Source organism: Acinetobacter sp. GQ146, assembly GCF_059758585.1.
Genome location: NZ_JCAXDV010000006.1, coordinates 82,038 through 108,930 on the forward strand (window position 1 = coordinate 82,038; position 26,893 = coordinate 108,930).

General features: G+C 40.6%; 15 protein-coding genes. 10 read left to right on the plus strand and 5 right to left on the minus strand.

Going from position 1 to position 26,893, the window contains the following annotated elements; translation table 11 throughout:
• Positions 1 to 287 precede the first annotated feature (287 nt).
• The 5 genes from AC6CHI_RS11205 (at position 288) to AC6CHI_RS11225 (ending at position 13,841) form a co-directional block, all read left to right on the plus strand.
• The gene (locus AC6CHI_RS11205) at positions 288 to 3,440 is read left to right on the plus strand and encodes a prealbumin-like fold domain-containing protein (protein ID WP_498121327.1); all 3,153 of its coding nucleotides are present in this window, start codon (positions 288 to 290) and stop codon (positions 3,438 to 3,440) included.
• Positions 3,441 to 3,850: 410 nt separating this feature from the next.
• A complete protein-coding gene (locus AC6CHI_RS11210) occupies positions 3,851 to 4,342 on the plus strand; it encodes a hypothetical protein (RefSeq protein ID WP_498121328.1) in 492 nt (163 codons plus the stop codon).
• A gap of 45 nt (positions 4,343 to 4,387) precedes the next feature.
• Complete coding sequence (locus tag AC6CHI_RS11215) at positions 4,388 to 7,081, plus strand: beta strand repeat-containing protein (protein WP_498121330.1); 2,694 nt, start codon at positions 4,388 to 4,390, stop codon at positions 7,079 to 7,081.
• 92 nt (positions 7,082 to 7,173) lie between these two features.
• Entirely contained in the window at positions 7,174 to 13,191 is a 6,018-nt protein-coding gene (locus AC6CHI_RS11220) for an SdrD B-like domain-containing protein (protein WP_498121331.1), read from the plus strand.
• A complete protein-coding gene (locus AC6CHI_RS11225; protein ID WP_498121332.1) occupies positions 13,188 to 13,841 on the plus strand; it encodes a hypothetical protein in 654 nt (217 codons plus the stop codon). Before AC6CHI_RS11220 ends, AC6CHI_RS11225 begins: the two co-directional genes overlap by 4 nt.
• 381 nt (positions 13,842 to 14,222) lie before the next feature.
• On the opposite strand, the gene AC6CHI_RS11230 is transcribed toward AC6CHI_RS11225, so the two are convergent.
• Positions 14,223 to 15,437: an amino acid aminotransferase gene (locus tag AC6CHI_RS11230; RefSeq protein ID WP_498121333.1), complete on the minus strand. Its 1,215-nt coding sequence runs from the start codon at positions 15,435 to 15,437 to the stop codon at positions 14,223 to 14,225.
• Between the two features lie 165 nt (positions 15,438 to 15,602).
• Positions 15,603 to 17,000 (minus strand): amino acid permease, encoded by a 1,398-nt coding sequence (locus AC6CHI_RS11235; RefSeq protein WP_498121335.1) that lies wholly within the window; start codon positions 16,998 to 17,000, stop codon positions 15,603 to 15,605.
• A gap of 494 nt (positions 17,001 to 17,494) precedes the next feature.
• Between AC6CHI_RS11235 and fahA the strand changes: the two genes are divergently transcribed.
• From fahA to AC6CHI_RS11255, 4 genes are all read left to right on the plus strand, one after another.
• Positions 17,495 to 18,802: a fumarylacetoacetase gene (gene fahA, locus AC6CHI_RS11240; RefSeq protein ID WP_498121337.1), complete on the plus strand. Its 1,308-nt coding sequence runs from the start codon at positions 17,495 to 17,497 to the stop codon at positions 18,800 to 18,802.
• Positions 18,789 to 19,427 carry a maleylacetoacetate isomerase gene (maiA, locus tag AC6CHI_RS11245; RefSeq protein WP_498121338.1) on the plus strand — a complete coding sequence of 213 codons (639 nt, stop codon included), beginning with the start codon at positions 18,789 to 18,791 and terminating at the stop codon, positions 19,425 to 19,427. Before fahA ends, maiA begins: the two co-directional genes overlap by 14 nt.
• A 20-nt stretch (positions 19,428 to 19,447) precedes the next feature.
• Entirely contained in the window at positions 19,448 to 19,996 is a 549-nt protein-coding gene (locus AC6CHI_RS11250; protein ID WP_498121339.1) for a VOC family protein, read from the plus strand.
• Positions 19,997 to 20,238: 242 nt separating this feature from the next.
• Positions 20,239 to 21,018, plus strand: coding sequence for an IclR family transcriptional regulator (locus tag AC6CHI_RS11255; RefSeq protein ID WP_498121340.1), 780 nt, complete (start codon positions 20,239 to 20,241; stop codon positions 21,016 to 21,018).
• Positions 21,019 to 21,388: 370 nt separating this feature from the next.
• Here the strand turns inward: AC6CHI_RS11255 and AC6CHI_RS11260 are convergent, their stop codons facing one another.
• Positions 21,389 to 22,606 carry an MFS transporter gene (locus AC6CHI_RS11260; RefSeq protein ID WP_498121341.1) on the minus strand — a complete coding sequence of 406 codons (1,218 nt, stop codon included), beginning with the start codon at positions 22,604 to 22,606 and terminating at the stop codon, positions 21,389 to 21,391.
• A 154-nt stretch (positions 22,607 to 22,760) separates the two neighbouring features.
• A complete protein-coding gene (locus AC6CHI_RS11265; protein WP_498121342.1) occupies positions 22,761 to 23,879 on the minus strand; it encodes a metallophosphoesterase in 1,119 nt (372 codons plus the stop codon).
• A 122-nt stretch (positions 23,880 to 24,001) separates the two neighbouring features.
• On the opposite strand from AC6CHI_RS11265, the gene AC6CHI_RS11270 reads away from it, so the two are divergent.
• Positions 24,002 to 24,931: a LysR family transcriptional regulator gene (locus tag AC6CHI_RS11270; RefSeq protein WP_498121343.1), complete on the plus strand. Its 930-nt coding sequence runs from the start codon at positions 24,002 to 24,004 to the stop codon at positions 24,929 to 24,931.
• A 249-nt stretch (positions 24,932 to 25,180) separates the two neighbouring features.
• Here AC6CHI_RS11270 and hppD read toward each other — a convergent pair whose 3' ends face one another.
• Complete coding sequence (gene hppD / locus AC6CHI_RS11275; protein ID WP_498121344.1) at positions 25,181 to 26,233, minus strand: 4-hydroxyphenylpyruvate dioxygenase; 1,053 nt, start codon at positions 26,231 to 26,233, stop codon at positions 25,181 to 25,183.
• Positions 26,234 to 26,893 lie beyond the last annotated feature (660 nt).

The following is a 26,893-nucleotide window of genomic DNA, read 5'->3' on the forward strand; positions in this document are numbered from 1 at the left end:
CTAGGCTGGCGGTTGATGCATATAAGCTGAATACGAAGAATATACAAACAAGTGGTTTAGGGCATTATTTTGGTATTTTGAAAGTTGATTTTAGTCGCCCAGTAAAAAATCCTGTGATTAATGTTTCAGGATTAGGGGGGTCGGCTAGCTATACCATAGGATATTTGTTTCCAAGATCAGTAAACTATGGAATAACGACTAATTTAAAGTTGTCGAATCCACCTACTGGAGTATCAATTAGGGTTCTATCAGGACAAAATTTAGCAGTTAGGAATGCTACAGAGATTGTGAATACTGCGACAAGGTATGGTCCTACAACAGGAGGTAGTAATAACGCTTCACATGATTTAACGGGACCTAATGGTGGAGCAAGTGGGAGTATTCAAGTTGATACCACGCAAGCTATTACATCGCTTAGCTTCGAAGTTTATTTGGCTACAGACTATACAGGTAATGAAACAGAATGGCTTAATGGGACAAGTGATGCTTTTGTATTTAGTGCGGCAAGTATTGATTCAATGGTTGGAGACTTAGTTGTTTCAAAAACCAATAGTACGACTCAAGTGTATTCAGGTGGAACGACAACTTATACCGTACGTGTAAGCAATAATGGTCCAGATACTTACACGGGAACATTGTTAAAGGATGTGGTTGGGACGGGCCTTACAGCAACATCGGTGACTTGTAGCACTGCTACGAGTAATAAATGCACTACCGCACCAGCTCTAAGCAGTTTGGGTTCCATTGATACTGGGGCTTTGGCTGCTGGTCAATTCTATGAAATTTTAGTCACTGCACGTGTGGATGCGGCCGCAGGCAGTACAGTCACCAATACCGCGACAGTTGAACTGCCAACACTTGGTTCATCCACTGGTGTTAGTTGTACAACCTTAAATGCAAACGGTATTACTCGTTCATTTAACTCCACTACAGGTGTATGTACAACAGCAGACCAAGATACTGTGCTTGCCTCTGCCGACCTAGAAGTTTCGAAAACATCGGACAAGACGACTTACAAAGCTGGTGATGTTGTTAAGTATACAATTAAGGCTTGGAATAATGGGGAGGCTTCTGTAACAGATGCGATTTTGACAGATACAGTACCCAATCTTATTTCCGGTTTAAGTTGGACTTGTACTGTTCATGGTACGGCAGTGTGTCCAACCGATACGAATATGGCTACTTTAGAGAATAAAAATGATCTGAGAGCAACAGGGTTAACTCTTCCTGCAAATGGGAAAGGTACAAATTATTTAGAGTTCACTATAACAGGAATGGCGCACAAAGCAGGTTCTGTAGCCAATACGGCATCTATTTCTACCAGTCTCTTTGATCGAAATTCTGCAAACAATAGCGCAACTGCAAATATGACAATTACACAGAATACACCTATAACTACGGGTAGTTCGCAAAATATGTGTTTACCGAGTCAAGCAGTTAATCTTATTAATACGTATTATGATGGGTATTATGATGATAATAACGTGGTAAACATTGATTATGCTCTGAAAACGGCAGGAAGTAGTCCAACAATTCTTCCGAATGCTGTGGTGTATGGTACAGGATCAAATGGGGCTTTACAGGTGAAAGGGCGTTTGAGTTGGTCCTTTGGTAATCCGCGAAGTAGTACGACAGCAGCGAATATGCGAATATTGGTGAATGGTGTTGTGTATGCAGTATTAACCACACCTGGTAAAAGCTCTAATTCGACAGCCTCTTTTAATGCCTTGAATGGTGCGCAAGTTGACCAATCGGATTACCCTTCAATTCTCATTTTTCCAGCCCCAAGCAGTATTAATTTTACTCTTACACTGCCAACGACTGTGACGAGTATTTCGGCTTTACGTACTCAGTTCCAGAGCTATGGCATTCCTGGGGATGATATTGGTATTGGTTTAGATGAAGTCAATGCATGTTTAAAACCGACTTTTGAAATGAATAAAGTATCTGAAAATGGCACGGATAGTTTCAACTTCAACTCTTTTTCAAACTTGACTAATAGTAATGCTGAAATCATTACCAGTGGTGAGGTGGTCACAACGGTTATTGGTACTGCGCAATCAGTAAGATTAAAGACCAGCACTTCGCCTGTTGAGCAAGGTTCATTATTGGCGTATGCAACACCAAACACCGCCATTAGTTTTGCTGAATCAGCTTCAACATTATATTCACTTAAGAGTGTGGAATGTATTGATAGCAATGCCGCTGTTTCAGGTAATACTTCGGGTAATTTAGGAAGTTTAAGTGGACTAACTCAAACTATTCCCGCAGCCAATGTTAAATTTGCATCCAAATTTGTTTGCCGCGTGACCAACAGCAAAAAAGCAGGCTATGTATTCTCTGGGCGAGTGTTTAATGATAACAGTGGTACATCTTCGGATATTTCAAAGGCATATAACGGAAGCGTAGATGTTGGTGAACTAGGTATTGCTGGCAGTGTAGTTGAACTCCAAGACTGTTCAACTCAGGAAGTTTTGGCATCCACAACAACCAATGCTAATGGTGATTTTAGAATACAGACTTTACAGGATGTCTTCTCTGGGCGTAGCAATGTTTGTTTGGTGCAGCGAAACGTAAGTGGTTATGACTCTGTAAGTAAGGCGAAAGCGGGAATAGTAATTAATCCTACTGAAAACAACGATGGAAATGATAAATTTACTATTTCAAGAGTAGCTAATGTTACAAGTTATGAAAACTTCTTCTTTGGGGATGCTGAGTTGCAGTTGGTGTTAACTCAAAATGGTCAAAAAACTATTGTGGCAGGGGAGGTAGTGGATTATCCACATGAGCTAACGGCTAAAAGTGTCATGAGTGTGCAAAATCTAGCAGAAAGCAAAGAACAGCAACCTGCTAATAATCAGCCTTGGCAAAGTTTGGTTTACGTGGATAGCAACTGTAATGCACAGTTAGATCAAGGTGAGAGTTTACTGTCGAGTCGCACCATCAAAGCCAATGAAAAAGTCTGTTTGATTCAGCGAGTGGTTTCACCAACCACAGCGCAAGGTGGTGATCGGTTTATTGCGAGCTTTAAGGTCAACGGGAAAGGCACTTATAGTGCTGCTACTGTGAAAGAAAGTAATAGTGTGAATGACATTACGACCATTGGGACGGCTGGGTTGAACTTGTCCAAGCTGGTACGTAGAACATCTTCTTGTCTTGCGTCTAGTACCGATACAACGCCATTTACGGTCAGTAATCAGGCCGCAAAAGGAGATTATTTGGAATATCAAATTACCTATACCAATAATTCAAATAAGAACCTAGTCGATATTGTACTGAAAGATAGCGTGCCAATTGGTACAAGCTACCAAAGCATGTCCTGTTCAGCGACAGGATGTCAGACACAACAGACCTCAGGGCAAATGCGTTGGACGATTCCGGGTGTACTCGCTCCGAAGCAAAACGGGAAAGTTGGCTTCTGCGTTCAAATTCCAAATTAGACTACAACCAATGTCAAAAGGGTTGAATCAAGTCATTGATTCGACCCTTTTTTATTTTTAGGGTTTAAATTTTAGTCTTAATTTCAGTAGTTTGCTGTTGGTAACTTCGGCGTAGTCGCAATTTCAATGTTTATAGGTAGCCGAAAAATCAACATTATTTGCGTGAATGTATATTTGTGTAAACTAACCAATTTAATGAAAATTAATAATAAACAATATCTTATTTGTACTATTGTAAATTTATTTAAATTATAAAATAATTTAATAGTGAACTAGTTAACATTTTTTTATCAAAATGTATGGTGAGTCGTTTGTTTTTTGTTTAATATTGCCATGAGCTTTGTAGCATTAATTTCAATAAGTGTGATTAGTGTCTCAAATATACGCATTGGTATGCAGTGGATAAAATCATGTTAAACAAAAAAATGATGCTGAAAAAATTGATGATTAGTTTAGTGCTTGCTGGGGGAGCTGCTCATGTGAGTGCAGCGTCAACCACAGCGAATGAACCTGTTTCAATTCAGTTAAAAGCATTTAAAAAAGTTGTAGATAATAAAGGGACTGCACAATTTAAAGCTGCAGACTCTATCAAGCCTCAGGATATTATTGAGTATCGTGCAACCTATACCAATAACACGACACATAGTATCAAAAGCTTAAAAGCAACCTTGCCGATTCCAGCAGATACCCAATATTTAGGCAGTAGTCTTCCTTCTGGTGCACTTGCGAGCACAGATGGGATTAATTTTTCAGCAATGCCTTTAAAGAAAAAAGTCGATGGGAAGCTTGTTAACGTACCGTTAAAAGAATATCGCGCATTGCAATGGCAAATTGCGGAATTACCAGCGAAGAAAGCGGTCACAGTAAGTGCTCAAACCAAAGTAAATACTTCAAACGATTAATTCTAAATTTTACATACATCATTTCGATGGAGTCGGGGGACTTTCATGTCTATCAATTTAAAATCAACAAAGCGAAATAGTCTTTATGTGTCGATTGCGACCATTTTAGGGGGCTTTGCTTTTTTCTCTACGGGCGCACACGCAGCCGCGCCAGCAGCTGGAACAAACATTAGTAACATTGCAACGGCATCGTATGTAGATGGAACATCTACAACACGTACTGTGACCTCGAATGAAGTCAAAACAACTGTTTTACAAGTGGGTAGTTTTACACTTGAGCAGGATCGTAGCGCGACGGCAAACCCGAACGGTGTGGTGACTCTATCACACGTCTTGACCAACACTGGTAATGGAACAGATAAGTTCACATTAAGTTTGGCAAACATCGCTGGTGATGCATTTGATTTCTCAAATATTGCGATTTATTTAGATGCGAACAAAGACGGTGTGCCTGATAACAACACCAATTTAATGGGGCAGGTTATTACCTTAAATGCTGGTGAGTCTGCTGGTTTAGTGGTTGTGGGTACAACGGCATCAACAGCTCAGGCAAATGACTTGGGTAAATTGACTTTATCAGCAGAAAGTACGTTCATCGGTTCAAGTGATATCAAAGTTAACACTGATACAGTGAAAATCGTGAGTGGCGCGGTGATTCAAGTCACGAAGTCTGCCAATGTGACAGCTGTAACTCGTGGTGATACGGTGACTTATGAGTTGACCTATAAAAACACAGGTAATGCTGACGCAACCAATTTAACCATTGAAGATATCTTGCCAGCAGGTGTGACATACGTTGCGGGATCTGCGCGTTGGAGTGGTCAAACAGCGGCATTGACAGATGCTACTGGTGACGAAACAGCAGCGAAGTACGAATTTACCAATGGTAAAGTGCAGTTGGTATTGGCATCAGTACCACGTAACAGCACAGGAAAATTGACATTCCAAGTAACAGTCAACGCAAGTGCACCAGCGGGTAAAATTACCAACATTGCAACATTTGATCCAGATGGTCCAGGTACAGAAAGTCCTCAACCTACTAACCCGTATGATGTCACAGTTCAGTCGACTTATATTGGTACGATCAATGATTTAGCATTAGACCCTTACTCAGATGCTGAAGTCTCTGGTTCTAAAGATGACTTAATCTCTACCACTGCTGTTCAAGGTTCACCTATCTTATTTGGTGCTTCAAGTTTAACTGAAGATATCTGGATTCATAATTTAGGTAATGTGACTGAGACATATAACATTAAAGTCGATAAATCTAAGCTACCAGCGGGTTCTATCGTTGAATTGTTAAAGTCAGATGGTAATACACCATTAACAGATACTAATGGTGACGCAAGTGTGGATAGTGGTCCATTGGCTTCAGGAGCACATCTTGAAATTTCTGCACGTATTACTTTGCCAAATGGTTATACAGGACCAACGCCATTTATCGCATTGGATACAATCTTAACCATTACACCTGTGCATGGCACTCTATCCGATAAGATTACTTTACGTATTACCGATATTACAGCTTCTAAAGTGGATTTACACTCAGGTAAAGATACAGATGCAAATACTGTCAATACTGCTGAAGGTGAAGGTCCATATAGTAGTACTACAATTGTTACAGATGTGACGACCAAACCTGGTGTTGCAGGAACATTCCCGATAGCTGTGACCAATGGTGGTTCAACTGCAGACAACTATAACTTTGGTACAGATCAACCATTACCATCAGGTTGGACGGTTGAATATTTTGTTGCTGACTCTACTGGTGTGTGTTCTTCAACTAAAGTGACCAACACAGGTGCGATTCAGCCAAATGCAACGGCTTATTTCTGTGCCAAAGTGACGCCTTCAGCGGATGCTACTCCTACTGATAGTCAAGATATTATCTTCACGATTAATTCTCCTGCAACAGGCTTAACTGACAAGATGAAAGATCATTTGACAGTAGAAGCTGTGCGTGGACTTTCATTCTTGGCTGATCAACAAGGTCAGGTGGCTCCAGGTGGTACCATCGTTTATAAACACACTTTAACCAACAACGGTAACGTTGTAGAAGGTGTTTCGGGTGGTAGTACACTTCCATTTGCGATTACTCATGACCCATCGAATACAGGTTTTGTAACCTCTGTATATGTTGACAAAAACAATGATGGTATTGCAGATGCGAGTGAGTTAGTTACAGATACGAACTTAAATGCATGGTTAACTGCGACAAATGGTGAAAATGGTCTTTCTCCAAAAGAAAGTATCAATATCTTGGTGAAAGTTGAAGCGCCAAGTAATGCAACTGCTGGTCAAGCAGATTTGTCGATCATTACGGTTACACCAACAGGTGAACTCAATGGTACTGCGGCTCCAACAGCAGTCACTGTAACAGACAAAACTACAGTGAACATTGGTCAGGTGCGCTTGGAAAAATTACAGGCACTTGATGCGGCATGTGATGGTATGCCAGACGGTAGCTTTGGTACTACGACACTTCAGGCCAAACCTGGTGCTTGTATTATTTACCAAATCAAAGCGGTGAATGAAGGTAACCAAGCGGTAACAGATGTTGAAATTACCGATGCGGTGCCAAGCTATACCACTTTAGGTTCATCACCAGCAGCTGCTTTAGAACCAGTTTCAAAAGGAACTGTGACCAATACGGCAAATAACTTGAAGTCTTCGAAATTTGCTTTGGCGCCGTCAGAGTCTGTGATGATGAAGTTTAGCGTTAAGGTCGATGGTCAATAATTAAGACATAACATCAATAACTAAAGATGTGGATAGGCATACATTTATGCCTATCCCTTTAACCTGCTTTTGCTCGGTATTGGGGTATTTTCGTGATTAAACGAGTTCAGCCGCTACAGAATCATAAGATCAAGCTCATTTTTTCAAGCTTAGCTACCGCTATGGCCTTGGTGAATCAGGCTTATGCTGTGGCACCAGCTGCTGGGCAACATATCACCAATACGGCTTATGCAAGTTTTGTGCAAACCGATGGCTTAATTGGTCAGTCGGTATCCAATACAGTTCAAGTCACCATTATTCCCAAATATGTTATCAGCTTGACTTCACCTGTACGTCAAGAGGTGAATGCAGGTTCAAAAGTAATTTGGTTGAATACGCTAACGAATCATAGTAATACACAATCAGACATTGCGCTTAATCGGAGCTCGGTGCCTGAATTGTCGAATATTAAAATTTATGTCGACAGTAACCAAAATGGAGAATTTGATAGTTCTGATCTGTTGGTGACTGATCATTTGACATTAGAAAGTGGTCAGAACGTCGATTTATGGGTTGTTGCTGATACTTCAATCACCTTAACGGATAGTCAGCAAATCAATTTGCCTATTCGTGCCTATGTTGTTCAAGACCCAACCGCAATTGCTGATGCTGTAAATTCATTAATCAGCTTTTTACCGCAACTCACTGCGACTAAATCGGTAGATCGAAGCAATTTTGAACCGCAGGCGGGACAGTCCTACGATTTAACTTATCGTTTAAATGTTAAAAATACCTCAATACGCCAGTCAGGAACTAAGTCGATTGAAGTCGATGGTGAAACCCTTAATGCCGTAATCTTATTGGATGAGTTACCAGCCAATACCACCTTTAAATCTGCAAAGCCGAGTAATGCCAAAGCCATGGTTTTATATCCATTGGGTCAGGATAAATTTACTCAGCAAATGCCTTCAGATAAGTCATTGATTGATACTTTGGTGGTGGCATACCCACAAGCTTTGGCAGCCAATTCTAGTGAAACTGTGGAATTGGTCGTGACTATGAACTCAAATATCAGTCAGACTTCGATTACCAACGTTTTTAGTGTTGATCAAGGCTTATTGTCTAATCTTAAAAAAACGGTTTCGAATGAAGCCATTACTACAGTAGGCGGTCGTTCATCGATCAGTACGAACAGCCAAGATTACTCGAAGATTTTGGCAACAGGTAGTTTGAATCAGCCACTGTATATTTCTGCAAATAGTGCCATGTGTAATGCCACACGGAGTGGCGTGGATAAGGTTAAGATTAAAGTTCAATCTAGCCAAACAGGTGACATGGAATATGTGCAGGGAGTTGAAACCGGCATCAATACAGGAATATTCCGTTTTTCATTGCCGACACAGGAGTCTGCAACCGCAAAACAAAATGATCAAATTTTACAAACCATTAAGCGTGATCAGATTGTAGTAAGTTTAACCGACTGTTTAGATGAAAACGGTAACTCTACAAACAGTATTCGTGATGTTGAAACCCCCGTATTAATGGACCCTTATGGTGTCGTATTTGATGCTAAAACCAATTTACCCGTTGCTGGTGCCAGAGTTGTTTTATTGGATGCAAATGGAAATCCGGCTGAGAATGTTGCCTATAAAATCGATATAACAACAGGCGAGAAAGTAGCGATTCCAGCGCAACAGATTACCAATAGTGCGGGTGAGTTTGTTTATCCCTATGTGGAAAATGGTACATATAGTATTCATGTTGATACTTCAACCATTCCGGGTGGAACGCAATATAAATTTACCAGCGATAAGACCATTTATCACAATTTTCAGAGTCGTTTGGTCGATACTTCATGGTCATATGGTGGAACCTTTACCTTAAAAACGGGTGAAGCTGCGTTAAATATTGATATTCCGGTTGACCCCGTAGAAATTGTTACCCCAAGCACCGAAAAATTGGTGGTCAAAAAAGAAGTGATAGGTAGCAAGACTGCAGAAATTGGGGACTTTAAAGATTATCAAGTAACAGTGGCGAATCTGGGTGATTCAACCCTGTATGACGTTAATATGAAAGACACTTTGCCGCGTGGTTTTATTTATGTTTCAGGGACTACCCGAGTCAATGGTCAAAAAACGGTTGACCCACAGGGGGGCAAAGGCCCTTACCTGACTTTAGGTTTGGGCAGCTTAACGCCTAAACAGCAGGCGACTATTCAATACCGCGTTTATATTGGTCCGAATGCATTAAGTGGTGATGGAATTAACCGTGTTTATGCACAGGACAATAAAAATACGGTCTCCAATGAAGCACAGGCAGCGGTTAATGTTACCCCGGGTGTCTTTAGTCCAGATGGTTTCATTGTCGGTAAAGTGTTTAGTGACTGCAATCGCAATGGCGTACAAGATGCTGGAGAGCTGGGTGTTCCTGGTGTTCGTATTTACATGGAAGACGGCAGTTTTGTGGTGACTGATCGGGAAGGGAAATACAATTTTTATGGTATTAAACCAATTACCCATGTACTAAAAGTAGACGATACGACCTTACCGAATAATGCTGAATTGGTGGTGATTAATAACCGTCAGGCAGGCGATCCAGCCAGTCGTTTTGTTGATCTAAAACGGGGTGAGTTACATCGTGCCGATTTTGCGATTACAGATAATGTAGGAGCATGTAGTCAGGCCTTGGCGACTCAAATTGAAGAACGACGCAGTAAAATTGATGCACAACTTGATGCTTTAGAGCAAACGTTACGTCAAGATTTAACGGTTGACCCTTTAAGTAATAGCGTAACTGATGTACAGGGACAGCCTGCGAGTGGTTGCATTAGTGCAGCCGGAGCTTCTGCCAATTGTAATATTGAATATAAAAAAGAGCAGATTAAAGATGTAAAAACGGTTCAGATAGAACCCGTAAAAACTCCTGTGATTCTTGATTTGGAGCAGGAATTACAACGCTCTGAATCCAATCAGCTGGCCATATTAAATTTAAAAGAACAGCAAGTTTTACCTACGCCACAGGCAACCATTCAAGTCAAAGGCGCTTTAGGTACGGATATTCGTTTGTATGTGAATAATGAGCAAATCTCTGAAAAGCGAATTGGTAAAAAAGCAGCTTATCCAGATTTTGGTGCTGCCGGTTTAGATTTTATTGGTGTGCCGTTACATTCTGGTCAAAATAAAATTGAAGTACGTCAGTACGATAATTTTGGTAATTTACGTGACCAACAGTATGTCACAGTGATTGCACCCGATGCCATGAGTCAATTACTTGCACAACCTGTAGAGCAAACTGTTTATGCCAATGGCAAAGATATTTATCAGGTGGTACTGAAAATACAAGATCAGTATGGAACGCCAGTGGCAACACGAACACCGATTACCCTTGAATCTTCGATTGGTAGCATTCAATTAAAAGATTTAGATCCAGATAAACCTGGTGTTCAGGTTTTCGCAGAAGGTGGGGCATTGGTTGTTCCAATTCTAGCACCGTTAGAAGCTGGCTCAGGTTTATTAAAGATTCGTAGTGGAATTTACGAGCAAACATTGCCAATTCGCTTTTTGGCAGAACTTCGCCCTATGTTGGTGGCAGGTATTCTCGAAGGTTCATTTGCACTGAATAAGTTTGATCCTAAAAACTTGTCTCAAACTTCTACACAAGATGGTTTTGAGGAAGAGCTAAATGATTTATCGAGCTCTGGTGATGGTGAAACAGCAATTCGTGGTCGTGCTGCATTATTTTTAAAAGGTAAAGTCCGTGGTGATTATTTATTAACCATGGCATATGACTCTAGCAAAGAACACAATCAGCGTTTATTTCGTGATATTCGACCAGATGAATATTACCCAGTCTATGGAGATGCATCGGCCAAAGGTTTTGATGCACAATCGACCAGTAAGCTCTATGTTCGTGTAGACAAAGGGCGTTCTTATGCGATGTATGGCGATTATGTCACTCGCACTGAAAATGATGAAGGGCTGTCATTAGGGCAATATAGTCGATCTTTAACAGGCTTGAAGTCGGTACTTGAAGGTGATCGTTTTCAGGTTGCTAGTTTTGTAGCTCGTACCAACACCACGCAAGTGGTCAATGAGCTACGTGCGATGGGCGTTTCTGGTCCGTATGCATTGGGTATGGACAGCAATGACATTGTTGAAAATAGTGAAAAAGTTGAAGTTATTGTTCGAGATCGAAATAATCCGGGTTTGATAATTTCACAACAGACTTTGACACGTTTTAGTGATTATGAAGTTGATACTTACACCAATAGCATTTATTTAACCTCGCCATTAAGCAGCATTGATGAAAATCTAAACCCTGTGTATTTACGAATTACACTTGAAACAGATCAAGGTGGTAAAGAATATACGGTTGCTGGGGTTAATGGTCGTTACACACTGAATGAAAAAGTCACAGTCGGTGGTTCTTATATTCAAAATGATGATCCGATAGATCAGGAAAAAATAGCCAGTGCGAATACCGTTATTCGCTGGAATGAGCAAACTAAACTGATCGCAGAATATGCTTATTCAGATCATGATTTAATGACTTTAGATCAATTGACGGATGTGAATGCCTCGAATGCTACAAATACATCAGGGGATGGTTCAGCTGCACGTATTGAACTAGATTATAAAAAAGACAATCTTGATATACGCGCCTATCATCAACAAGCGGATGTAGGTTTCCGTAATGCCGCATCTTCAATTAGCTCTGGACGTAAAGAAAGTGCTGTGAAATTAAATGCACGTTTGGATCAGTTTGGTATCTTACGTATAGAAGCGGTTCGTACGGAAGATATCGCTAATGCCGGTGTACGCAATGGTATAAGTGCTTCGATTGAAAAAGCGATTAACCGTATTCTTAGTTTAGAACTAGGTGTGCGTTATTATAATGAGTCACTGCAAGCAGCAAGTCAGTCCACGCAAAATATTGAAACGCCTTATGATGGAACGACTGTTCGCGCCAAATTAAAAACAGCATTACCATTTGATGGTTCAAGTGCTTTTATTGAATATGAACAAGATGTTGCCGATAGTGATCGCCGTGTTTTTGCACTCGGTGGCGATGCACAGGTGTATAAAAATGTTCATGCTTATGCACGACATGAGTTTATTTCTAGTATTGGCGGTTTATATGAGCTGAACGATACACAAAAACGAAATACCACGGTGTTTGGTTTAGACAGCAAATATATGCGTGATGGTTCTGTTTTTAGTGAATATCGTATACGGGATGGATTGAGTGCACGTGAAGCTGAAGCTGCAATGGGTGTACGTAATCGTTGGCAGTTGAAAGAAGGTGTATTCTTCAATACCAGCTTCGAGAAAGTGAAAGTCTTTGAAGGTGAAAATAAAGATTCACTGGAATCAACTGCGGCAACTTTGGGCTTTGAGCATTTGTCTAATCCCCGTTGGAAAAATGTGGCACGTATTGAAGGTCGTTGGTCAAATCAAAGCGACAGTTATTTAAATACTTTGGGCACGGCTTATAAGTATTCAGATGAAGTTACATTCCTTGCTAAAAACGTTTTAAATTTAACTGATAATAAATCGGCTGATTCGGGTGATCGTATAATTAACCGTTTCCAAATCGGTGCCGCTTATCGTGATTTAGACACCAATAAATTTGATTCACTGAGTAAAATTGAATACCGCTATGAGAATAATGAGACCACGTTAAGTGATCCTTATGAGCGGAATGCTTACATTATGTCGCATCATCTCAATTATCATCCGACACGCTCAGTGCATGTATCGGGGCAGTATGCAGTGAAGTATTTAGATGAAACTTACGACCTGTTGCAAAGCAGTGGAATGACACAAATGCTGAATACACGTTTTATGTATGACATTAATGAACGTTGGGATGCTGGTGTGAACGCTGGTGTAATGTGGAACAGTGTTTCTGATGGGACTAAATTGATGGCAGGCGTTGAGGTCGGTTATTTATTGGCGGCGAATTTATGGGTTTCTGGCGGATATAACTTTGTAGGCTATGAAGATAAAGATTTAACGGATGGTGATACCACCATGGACGGGGCTTATTTCCGATTCCGCTTCAAATTTGATGAGAATCTTTTTAATAAGAATAAGGCAAGCGTGAATAAAGCTTTGGAGCCTAAATCATGAGATTTTCGGGACTAAAAGTGTTGCTGCTGGCTGGGCTGATTAGCCCAGTCCTATATGCTGAAGCAGAGATGAATCAATCAGCATATATCTCTTCACATCAACAAACCCAGTCGAAAATACGTGAAGCACTCGCAGAAAGTACGGATCTACAAGAAAAATATCAGCTTGAAAAAGCACAAACATGGCTGGCTTACTCGGATCAGCTATACAGTGAAAAGAGTAAACCAAAAAAATTGCAAATGGTGTATCAACAGGCATTGAATATCATCAATAGTCATCATCGCGCACAGCTATCATTGAGCACAGCGATTCTGCCATTTTCCCAAGTTATGCGACCTGATTTGTGGAGCCGAATAGGAAGTCTTAAGCAGCATTCAGGCTTTCATTGTACGTATAAAGAGCTGGCTCAGGCGGAAGTAAAATTGGTCTGGGCTGCTGCTGAATACTGTCAATTGGGCTGGCGTCATTCACGTGAGATTTTTGCGGCAGCAGAGCGCTTGGTTGATCAGGCAGCATATTTGGCACAGCATTGTGATGATGGACGCTATTCACAAGAAATCATTCAGGTTATTGAGTTACCTAATTTAGAGCAATTGAATGGTTCAAAGGGGTGTCGGGGGGGAAACTCAGCGTATTGGTCTGATTTTTAGAGGTTATTGATTTATTAATACGATTTAATAGTTAGCTCTATCTTGCTTTGAGAGCAGCGAACGTTGTTGACTCAATTGAACCTGTTTTTTGAAAATATTATAGAGCCATCATCCACCTTAAAATCAGCCTTTATTCTGGTCATTTTAAAAAGAGAAGGTATTTTTTTCTTAGTTTTATAGCCCATATTATGAATATCATGAATTTATAAAAAGGGCTGTACAATGACCCTCAGACCTCATTCATTTGGTCAAAGCGACTCAATATTCTATTTTTTTCAAATTTGATCTTCTTCAAAACGGCAGAATGAATGCAATTGGTAAGTAAAATATAAAAAAACCAAGACTGTTTATCTAAACAATCTTGGTTTTTTGTACTCAAGATTAAGCTTGAGCAGGTGCTTTCGCTAAAACTTCAGCCATAGCTTTGGCAACCACATAAACATTGTTCATGTTTAAGCCCGCAACACAGATACGACCGCTACGCACTAAGTAAATTGCATAGTCTTCACGTAAAGTATCCACTTGTTCGCCAGTTAAGCCGGTGTAGCTAAACATGCCTTTTTGTTCAACCAAGTAGTTGAAGTCATAGTCTGGAAGTGCTTTGCTGAGTTCATCTTTCAAAATACGGCGCATTTTAATAATACGTTCACGCATTTCTTTAACTTCATTTTGCCATTGTTGATTTAACGCAGCGTCATTTAAAACTTGGTCAACCAACCATGCACCTGTTGTTGGTGGGCTTGAGTAGATACGACGTACAGTCGCTTTAAGCTGACCGAAGGTACATTGTGCAGAAGCTGCATCGTCACATACAAAAGTCAAACCGCCAACGCGCTCACCATAAAGTGAGAAAATCTTAGAGAATGAGTTGCTGACAATGAAGTTCAGACCCGCTTGATCTAAAGCACGAATCGCATAAGCATCTTGTTCCATGCCTTCGCCAAAACCTTGGTAAGCGATGTCTAAGAAAGGAATAAGATTACGTGCTTTTAATACTTCAATCACTTGATCCCATTGTGCAGGTGTTAAATCGGCACCCGTTGGGTTGTGGCAGCAAGGGTGTAACAATACAACGCTTTGCTCAGGCAATTGTTGTAAGCAAGACAACATGCCATCAAAGTCTACACCGCGTGTTTCCGCGTCGAAGTAAGGGTAGAAATGCGTTTTTAAGCCCGCGCCATTAAAGATCGCAACGTGGTTGTCCCAAGTTGGTTGGCTCACCCAAACTTCAGAATTCGGGAAGTAATTTTTTAAGAAGTCTGCACCGACTTTCAGTGCACCAGAACCACCTAAAGTTTGGATGGTCACAGCACGACCGCTTTGCACTGCTGGGCTATTTTCACCGAACAACAAGGCTTGAATCGCATCGCGGTAAGGTTTGAAACCTTCCATTGGCAAATACAATTTGGTTTTGCTTTGTTGTGGCTCAAGACGCTTTTGCGCTTCCATGATTGTTTCAAGCTGAGGCACAATACTGTCTTCGTTGTAGTAAAGACCAATACTTAAATTTACTTTACCTTCACGTGGATCGGTATTGAACTGTTCCATAAGCGACAAAATTGGGTCGCCTGCATAAGGAGGGATATGTTGAAACATTAAAAAATCCTTGTTTGTTGCAGCTAGGGTCAAACTGTTCGCGCTTCACTTCGACCAGTCATCAATGGTGATAACTTAAGCCGATTTGCATGAGATTTGCAAGACCAGATTCATGCTAGGCGAGTCTGGTCTTAGATGGGGGAATTTACGGATTATTCAATAGTCTTATTTAAAAGAACTATCAGGATTGAGGATGAACGCGGCATCTTCAGTTTTATGTTTACGTTGCTTGATGAAATACGCCAAACTCAGGCAGCCAATCCAAGCAGGAATCATATACACGGCAACACGCATATCTGGGGTCAGGCTCATAATTACCAAAATACCCAACATGAATGCAATGCACAGATAGTTGGTAAATGGATAGGCCAAACTTGGGAATAAGCTGGTTTTTTGTTGCTGTTGCATGCTTTGACGGTATTTTAAATGCGTGATGGAAATGACCACCCAGTTAATCACAATTGCAGCCACCACCAACATCATCAGTAAACCAAAGGCTTTCTCAGGGAACACGTAGTTCAATAGCACACACAGTGCCGTCACCAAAGCTGAAATTAGAACAGCATTGACGGGAATACCGCGTTTATTAATTTTCTTTAAGAATTGTGGGGCATTGCCTTGTTCAGCCAAGCCTAGCAACATACGGCTACTACAATAGCTGGTCCCGTTATAAACCGATACTGCGGCAGTCAAAATCACAAAGTTTAAAGCAGTGGCAACACCATGGCTGTCTAGCGAGGCAAAGACCATTACAAACGGGCTACCGCCTTGTGCCATTTGATTCCATGGGAACAGGGCTAACAACACCGCCAAGGTTAAGATATAGAAAATCAGAATACGGTAGATAATCTGGTTAACCGCTTTCGGTAAAGTTTGTTGCGGATCACGTGCTTCTGCCGCGGTAATGCCGAACAGTTCAATCCCACCAAAGGCAAATACAATTGCAGCCATTGCCATGACTAAGCCACTGACACCATTTGGAAAAAATCCACCCAAGGCCCACAGGTTGCTAATTGCTGCTTGAGAACCTGCACTGCCTGTCGCCAATAAATACGAACCAAAGCCAATCATGGCAACAATGGCGGCAATTTTGATAATTGAAAACCAAAACTCCATTTCACCAAAGAGTTTCACGTGGAGTAAGTTAATGACATTAATCAGAATAAAGAAGCCGAGTGCCGACATCCAGGTCGGAATTTCAGGCCACCAGTATTGGACGTATAAACCGACTGCACTGAGTTCGGCCATACAGACCAAAACATTCAGTACCCAATAATTCCAACCAGACATGAAGCCAGCAAAGCGGCCCCAATATTTATTGGCAAAATAACTAAAAGAACCGCTCACCGGCTCTTGTACCACCATTTCACCGAGTTGACGCATCATAAAAAAGGCAATTAAACCTGCAATCGCATAACCCAGAATCACTGAAGGTCCTGCAAGTTTAATGGATTGAGCAATACCGAGGAATAACCCAGTACCGATTGCACCGCCTAGGGCAATCAGCTGGATGTGACGGTTGGATAAACCGTGCTTAAGCTGGCCGTGTTCATTGTGTGACATATGATTGTTCTCATCCTTGTCGCGTAATTATTTCCTAATAAATTACGAATATCATAAATTGATTAAAAAATAATATACAAGTGAAACGTCTAATTATTTTTAATTCTCTTTAAAAATTAAAAATTTAGCCGTGGTGTTGCATGCGGTGTTTTCTACGTTTTCATCCTTTTTTCGCAGAAATGCACCAAAGATGGGCAAATATTGTAGCGTGTTGAACAGGCTTTTCTAGTTCAAACTGCTGCTTAAAACAGCAGTTGGATTAGCTGGATCAGAATATTCTTTGTACGAATAAGTTTATAAATTATGAATAAAGTAATTAAATTATATATTGCGTAATTTTTTAAATTCAGTATGATGAAATCTAGTGAGACAAACTGTTGTTGGTTTATTTGACGATATATTTTTAATAAATTTTTGATTTTAAATATATATTTTCATATTTTTGGCGACAGTTCTGTTGATTAAGTCGAGAAAATAACAAGGATGGCATCACGATGAACGCACAATTGAGCTGTTTTATTCCCGTTCCCGCAGATTCAGATTTCACAATTCATAATTTACCCTACGGCATTTTTAGTCGTACACCAGAGGGTGAACGTCGCGTTGGCGTGGCGATAGGAGAGTGGATTTTAGACCTCGCGGCATTAGAACAAGCGGGTCTGTTGCGTTTAAGTGAGCATGAACACTATTTCAATCAACCCAGTTTGAATAAGTTCATTGAGTCCGGTCAGTCAAACTGGCATAAAGTGCGTCAGCAATTGCAACATCTGTTGGCGATTGAAAACCCTGTATTACAGCAGGATCAACCCCTTCAGCAGCAGGTGCTGTATAAACAGCAAGATGCCATCATGCATTTGCCGGTTCAGATCTCTGGCTATACCGATTTCTATTCTTCTAAAGAACACGCCACCAATGTCGGCTGCATGTTCCGTGATCCTAAAAATGCCTTATTGCCGAACTGGAGTGAATTACCTGTTGGCTATAACGGGCGTGCCAGCTCTGTCGTCGTAAGTGGCACAGATGTGGTTCGACCATCTGGGCAAATTAAACTGCCTGAGCAAAGTCGTCCGATTTTTTCTGCGACACGTAAACTGGATTTTGAGCTGGAAACCGCTTTTATTGTGGGTAAGCCGAGCCGTTTAGGTCAGCCTATTCATATTGATGATGCGGAAGCCCATATTTTTGGCATGGTGCTCCTCAATGACTGGTCAGCGCGTGATATTCAGCAATGGGAATACGTGCCTTTGGGTCCGTTTAATGCCAAAACCTTTGCCAGCGCTATTTCGCCGTGGGTTGTGACCATGCAAGCTTTACAGCCATTTAAAGTGCAAGGTCCAGTACAAGAGCCACGTCCATTGGCTTATTTACAAGAAAGTTCAGAAAGCAGCTATGACATTCAGCTTTCGGTGGAAATTCAAGCCGCACAAAGTGCGACAGCCGATGTGGTTTGTCAGACCAACTTTAAATATATGTACTGGTCAATGGCCCAGCAGCTGACGCATCACACCATTGCTGGCTGTAATGTCAATGTCGGTGATTTAATGGGTTCGGGCACCATTTCAGGTTCGAGCAAAGATTCTTTCGGCAGTTTGTTAGAACTGACGTGGAACACCACTGCACCCTTAACTTTAGCTAATGGCGAGCAGCGTGGATTCTTGCTAGATGGTGATACCGTCATTATGAAAGGACATGCCGAGAAAAACGGTATTCGGGTTGGATTTGGTGAAGTACGCAATACCATTTTACCTGCCTTGAGTTTTGACTTTGCCGAAACAGCGCAGGCACAGCATGAAACTGTATAGCTATTTCCGTAGTTCGGCAGCCTTTCGGGTGCGCATTGCACTGCATTTAAAGGGCTTACCATTCGAGACTCAGGCGGTGCATTTGCTCAAGCAGGGCGGTGAACAACATTCCGCAGATTATGCTGCGTTAAATCCGAGTGAGTTGGTGCCGACACTGCTTGATCAAGAGCATGTGCTGACCCAATCACTCAGTATTTTGGAATATCTCGAAGAAGCCTATCCTGAAACGGCCTTATTACCGAAAGATGTGCTGCAACGCGCGCGGGTGCGTGCTTTTGCTCTGCAAATTGCTTGCGAGATTCATCCTCTGAATAATTTAAGAGTGTTGCAGTATTTGGAACACTCGCTGGCCGTGGGAAATACGGAACGAACTGCATGGTATCAGCACTGGATTAAGCTTGGTTTTCACAGTCTGGAGCAGCAATTACAGCATTCCAATGGGCAGTACTGTTTCGGTAATTCACCGAGCTTTGCCGATTGCTGCCTGATTCCTCAAGTATATAACGCCAAGCGTTTCCAGATTGATTTAACGGAATATCCAAAAATCCAATCGATTTATATGCATTGTATGCAGCTCGATGCCTTCCAGCAGGCTGCACCAGAACAACAAGCTGATTGGGAATAAAACAGAAAAGGAGTTTGATTATGAGTTTTGCAATTAAAAAAATTCATCACGTGGCGTACCGTTGTAAAGATGCCAAAGAAACGGTGCAATGGTACAAAACCATGTTGAACATGGATTTTATTTTGGCATTTGCGGAAGATCATGTGCCATCGACCAAAGCCTTTGATCCTTATATGCACTTATTTTTAGATGCAGGTCAGGGCAATGTGTTGGCATTTTTTGAATTACCGACTCAGCCCGAGATGGGACGCGATGAAAACACCCCAGCATGGGTGCAGCATATTGCGTTTGAAGTAGAAGATTTAAATGCATTAATGGCCGCGAAAGCCCATTTAGAAGCGCATGGTGTGAAAGTTCTGGGCGTGACCAATCACGGTATTTTCCATTCGATTTATTTCTTTGATCCCAATGGTCACCGTTTGGAACTGACCTATAACGATGCCCATGCCGATGAAAAAATCGCACGTATTACCGAAGAAATGAAACTGGAAATGCTGGATGAATGGAGCAAAACCAAACGTGCACCGCATCATACCCACTTTTTACATGAGGAAGAATTAGGCGCGTGATTGATGCATGTCATTTAAGCATGTCATTTTAGGTTTTACCCTTAACTGCATTTTGACCGAGTGCAGTTTTTTTTTCGCTTCGAATGCGGTAAAACCCAAGAATGAAACTTTGCTGGATTAAATTAAAAGATGATTTCAGTTTTTCCTAAATCTCAGGCATGATGTCACCGACCAATTTGTCCCTGTGTGGTTCGACAAAATTAAACAAATGATTGAAAAAATGACCTTTAAAGAGCACATCAATGGTTGAAGAAAAGTTATCGGGTGGCGTGCAATCGCTTGAAGTCGGTTTGGCAGTGTTAAATGCACTGGTCGAACATAATCAACCGATTATTCTGAAGGATCTCTCGCATAAACTGGCGATGCATCCTGCTAAAGTGCATCGCTATCTGGTCAGTCTGATTCGGATGAATTACGCCAAGCAGTTAGATGACGGACAATATGCACTGGGCGATCAGGCTTGGCGTTTGGGTTTAAACTGCATTCAGCATACCGATGCTCTGCAATTGGTGCAGTCGATGATTTATGCCTTGCAGGCCAAGATTGGTTGCAGCATTCAAATCAGTAAATGGTCACCCCGCGGACCTTTGGTGGTGCAGTCGATAGAATCCAATCATCCTATTGCGATTGTGACCAAAGTCGGCTCGATTATGCCTTTGGTGAACTCGGCTTCTGGCCGTGTATTTGCCTCGTATTTACCCGAAACGATTATTCGCCCGCTAATGCAGCAGGAATGGGATAAAGCTGCGACATTGGGCTTGGCGTTAAAACCTGCGCATTGGGAGGAGTTTGTAAAGTTAAAACAGCAGATTCGTCATGTTGGCATGGCGTTAGCGAAAGGCGATTTGTTGGTTGGAATTAATGCTGTAGGTTTGCCTGTATTTAACACACAAGGGCAGATCGAATTTTCAGTGGTGGCGATTGATAGCGAAACCTTCTTGCCGTTGAATGAAGGCAGCGAGAAAGTCAAACAGTTGCAGCAAGAAGTGGCATTAATCAATCAATATATTCAAGCTCGCTAAATAACACGCGGACTTTTATCTAAGTTTACCGCGTGTATTTGAGGCTGAAGTGTAAAATCAATAACTCCTTGGGCGTCTATTCTTATTTCATTTGGACATTTTCTTTCTGTTTTAGAGTTAAATGAGACTACATATAACCGTGGAACTTTGATTAAAGAATAGGCGTGGAACGTGAAGAATCATGAAAAAGCCGTTCTAGTGTGCTGAACCCTAGAGCGGATTTGACTAAGGTATTGATGCTTAAAGAAAAACTTAAAGCATTACGTATAGCGTGCATTATGTTAATTTTAGGAAAGCTTAAGATTAAACCATATTTTAACTTTATATTTATTTCGATTTCTGGCAGAGATAATCCCTCTCAAAATATTTATTAGTTGAACCGCTTTCTTTCAACATATAAACAAAATAACATCAATAAAATCCCGATTAGAGCAAGAATACTGGCAACCCAACCAGTGGAAGCCCAGCCGAATCCAGCGGCAATCGATAGACCTCCTAAACTCGCACCAATAGCATTTGATATATTAAATGCGCTGTGATTAAGCGCAGCAGCTAATGTTTGTGCCTTACCTGCAACATGCATAAGTTTGACTTGTAGTGCTGGGACTAGTGCAAACCCGCCTCCAATGAGAAATAAAACGAGTAAAGTTGCAACTTTGTATTCAGCTAAAACAGCAAAAAGTGCTAAGAAAATGACATTCCAGATCATAATCATAAAAATAGCTTTGTTTAAACTCCTGTCTGCAAGCCAACCGCCAAGTAGGTTTCCGATCACCATACCCATGCCCCATAAAGCGAGAATCATTGGAACTTGCTGAGTAGTAAAGCCCGTAACTTCAGTCAGTGTTGGCGTGATATAACTATACACTGCGAACATCCCTCCAAAACCAATCGCGGCTGTGAGTAATGTCAGCCAAACCAGAGGTTTTTTTAGCCCACTTAATTCATTACTCACACTGGCTTGACTGTCTTTAGCAATTTGAGGCAACAACAGATAAAACAAACCCATAGTGATGATTCCGCCTAAAGCTAAAAATCCGAAGGTAAATCGCCAACCAAAGTGCTGGCCGACCCATGTGGCAATAGGGACACCAATAACATTTGCAGCAGCTAAACCAACCATGACATATCCCGCTGCCTGAGCCTTTTTATTCACTGGAACCATAGATGCTGCGAATAAACATGCAACGCCATAGTAAGCTCCATGAGGAAGGCCACCAATAAATCGTGCAATTAATAATGAGGTGTAGTTCCACGCAAAAGCACTCGCAAAATATCCGAAGACAAATAAACAAATTAATGCGATTAATAACTGCTTTTTAGGCCACTTAGCTGTCAAAATAGCAATCAAAGGAGCACCTATTACGACCCCTAATGCATATGCAGTGATAAAACTGCCTGCTTTAGGAATCGTAATATGGTTTGAATCTGCAAGATCGGGTAATAAACTCATCGATACAAACTCACCTGTTCCAATAAATAGACCACCAAGACCAAGTGTAATAATGGCAGCGAGCACGCCAAAAGGTGCTTTTACCATTTTGTCATCAGGATTGATCACGGTATTTTGGACATCATTCATATTCATAAAAATTATCTGTATCTATATTGAGTCATGATTTAGCGATTGTGGAATAGATTTTTTAAATGCCTCTCGAGAAGCAGAATGCCAGCTAGATTGCGACAAGATTTCCATGAATTTCTGGATAATTCATATACTATTTCTCATCTTTTACTCAGCTTTAGGGTACTGACCTTAGTGTGAATAAAGTGATCTCAGCGGGTACTCCTAAGCGAATCGGAAATCCATTCCACAGACCAGTTCCATTACTGACATAAAGATTCATTGACTCAACTTGGAATAATCCTGAAATAAAGCCCTGATTAAAAAAACCAAGGAGATAGTCCAGACCTTTGATCATTCCGCCATGTGTATGACCAGAGAGTTGCAGTTGCACACCTTGTTGAGCCGAATATGCTGCATTGATGGGTTGGTGTTTTAATAGAACGACGGGTAATTGTTTATCTATGTGTTCCAAAGCTGAATCTATATGGGGACCCGACAGTCCATACTCAGGAGCAACTTCATCTGTGACTGCTGCAAGATTAAAGATCCTGTTTCCAATAATTCTAGATTCATTTGATAAGACCGTCATACCGAGCTGAGTAAAGTGTTTTTCCCAAGCTTGAGCATCAAAATAATATTCATGATTACCCAGACTGGTATAGACACCTAAAGGAGCCTTTAGCTTTTTTAATGGAGCGATGTCTTTTATTCTATTTACTACCGTACCATCAATTAAATCGCCACTAATCAAAATGATATCTGGATGTAATGCATTCGTTGCATTGGTCACAGCAGATGCCCAGTGATCATCGAATAAGATACCAAGATGTAAATCCGTCAATTGAACGACTCGCAGTCCATCATATTGTTTAGAAAGGCCAGAAAGAGGCAACTCTAGCTGTTTAACTTGAGGAATTTGAACTGCTTGATACACACCTATTACCGTTAATACGAAAACACACATCGGTAAAACTGAATAACGAATTCTGTGATCAATTCTAGAAAAAAACTGATTCTTTATAATTGCTTGGATGAGTAAATTGAGATCTAACAAAACTACGAATAGAAATAAAATGATGAAATAACAAAATGAACCAGCAGCTAAAAGGATTGCCCATCTTGGCATTTCTGGAGAAAACATATTTCCGAATAGCATCTTAAGCAATAGATGGTATTGTGAAATAAAAAGTAAAAGTAATGTCAAACCAATCTTAAGCAAACGCTTGATTGGTGCTCTCCAAATGAAGCGATGTAATAAATAGCAATAGGCAATTCCCATAGCAATATGAAACATTAAGATCACAGTCCTAGATAGTTGCACAATTGATTTTTTAAAATATACATTAAATAATACTGTCAATTATTTAATGTATTTCCATCTTTTATTGAATTGAATTCAATAAAAAGAGATGTCTTATGAGAATTTCACCCACTACAAAATTATCTAGAACTGATTTAAATGACCTTAATGTTTTTTTATCAGTCGCAAATCATAAAAGTTTTTCTAAAGCTGCAATGGAACTTGGGCTTACAACATCAGCAATAAGCCATTCCATCCGTAATTTAGAAAATCGTTTAGGTGTTCGATTACTTAATAGAACTACACGTACTGTTTCGATTACAGATGCAGGTAATACGTTGATTAAGCGGCTTACGATCGGTTTTGAGGAAATAGAGGCTGCATTAACTGAATTAGATCAACATAGGGAGAGACCAAGCGGCAGACTACGTTTAAATGTACTCAGTGATGGTGCAAGACTTTTAATTGCTCAATATTTACCACTCTTTTTAGAAAAATATCCAGAGATGCAAGTAGAAATCGCTGTTGATGATCGTCTAATTGATATTGTTGAAGCTGGTTTTGATGCTGGTTTTCGCTATGGTGGGACGATTCCAAAAGATCTTATCGCAGTTCGAGTGAGTAATCATTTAAGATGGGTTGCATTTGCATCTCCAAAGTATCTAAAACGTTATAAGAAATTAGAACATCCTGAAGATCTCAAACAGCATAACTGTATTCAATTACGAACTGGAGCAGGTACTATTTATCACTGGGAGTTCGAAAAAAATAATCAGGTGTACTCCGTCAATGTTCCGGGACAAGTCTGTGTGAATGAAACCACTTTAGGCATCGAATTTGCCCTTAGTGGGCGAGGTATTATGTATTGTTTGGAGGATAGAATTAAAAAATTTATCGAGGATGGGAGTCTACAAATCGTTCTCCCTGAATGGATTTTTTACGGTGAACCATTCTATATTTACTATTCAGGAAGAAAGCAAATGCCTCCTGGGCTTAAAGAACTAATTGATATATTACAGACGGCTAAATTAGCAGAACAGATTTGATCTATTCTTAAGATAATAATAGATATCCCCCATTTAACATAATGGCGACTCTACGAAATTGAGTTGTTAGAGCCCATTTGAAGTGCCCAAATTAGATAGGACTCTCTATTCATTTTTTTGTGAAAGTTGGTGTCCATAAGAATATGCAGCTGAAGTGAAAAAAGGCGACTATTTCTAGTCGCCTTTTTTCTTGCCGCGCTGAAGGCTTAAATGGGTTCACCTTCAGGCGTTAGACGTGCGGTCTGGCAATTAAACTTGTAACACACCACGACGGATTTGATCGCGCTCAATCGATTCAAATAGGGCTTTAAAGTTACCTTCGCCAAAACCATCATCTGCTTTACGTTGAATAAACTCGAAGAAGACGGGCCCCAGCATATTTTCCGAGAAAATTTGCAACAGCAGTTTCTTCTCACCATTTTGGGTTGAGCCATCCAGTAAAATACCACGGCGCTGTAATTCTTCAGTCGGTTCCCCATGATTTGGTAAACGTTCTGGCAGCATTTCGTAGTAGGTATTTGGTGGTGGGGTCATGAATTTCATGCCAAGGGCTTTGAGTTTGTCCCACGTGCCAATTAAATCATCGGTAATAAAGGCAATATGCTGAATGCCTTCACCATTAAAGTCGGCAAGGAATTCGGCAATTTGACCGTTGCCTTTGTCCGAGTCTTCATTTAATGGAATACGGATTTTGCCATCTGGTGCAGTGAGTGCCTTCGAGGTTAAACCCGTGTATTCACCCTTAATATCGAAGTAGCGAATTTCTTGGAAGTTGAAGATTTTCTCATAGAAATTTGCCCAGTACTCCATACGTCCTTTGTAGACATTATGGGTCAGGTGATCAATTTCATTTAAACCTGTGCCTTTCGGGTGAGTTTCAACCCCTTCAATAAACTCAAAGTCATTTTCATAAATGTCACGATCCACAAGGAAAATTGGCATACCGCCAATGCCTTTAATCGCAGGAATGTTCAATTCCATTGGCCCGACTTGGCTATAAATCGGTTCTGCGCCCAATTCAAGGGCTTTTTTAAATGCTTTGGCAGCATCACGGGTTTTAAAGCCCATTGCACAAGCCGAAGGACCATGCTCTTTGTAAAAGAAAGAGGCGTAGGATTCAGGTTGATAATTCAAAATAATATTGATATTTCCTTGACGCCATAAGTATGCATTTTTGGATTTATGTTTTGCGACTTTGCTGAATCCAATGGTTTCAAAAATTGGATCAAGATCATTTTCCTTTGATACAAACTCAATAAATGCAAATCCGCATAATTCTAATGGGTTTTCTAAAATATCCATCTTATTTCCCTCTTGTCGTGAAATGACGAGTCCAATGTTCAGGGTGTTTTTGATGTCAAGGACGGCATGAGCGCATTTCAAAACATGCTTCATGCGGATTCAATTCACGCCGTGCAATCCAATGCTCGGCAAATTCAAAAAACGTCCTGTTCCACATCCGTGATTACTGCGTAGACATGAGGGAGTCGTCATGAATCAATGTATGGTCTGTAATGTATGTGATTACAGTAATGTCCGTTGATTATTGTTGGCTTCCCTGATGCCTTCATCTGTTTATGTATGCTGATTTTGCTCCATAATGGTGCATTTCAGCATACTTTGGCTTGAGAACAGCTTACTAAATTCAATTTCATTATGCAATACATAATTTAATTATGAATTATGTAATTTTAAGCCATCTCTAAGCCCGTTTGTGCTGTGAATTCCTGCCCATATGGTGGGAAATGCAGATGGCGATATTCAGGTATTCTCAGTACTCAGCAATAAAATCTTCAATAATTTCAAATACTCATATTTAGTTATCAGCTAAACATCATGAAATGACTCGAATTTATGCCGCATGATCCATGTCGGTCTAACAATTAAATTAACAAGCTTTATTCGCATTGTATAATCCATAATTATTAAAATTTGCAACAAAATTGTGCATAAAAATAATTA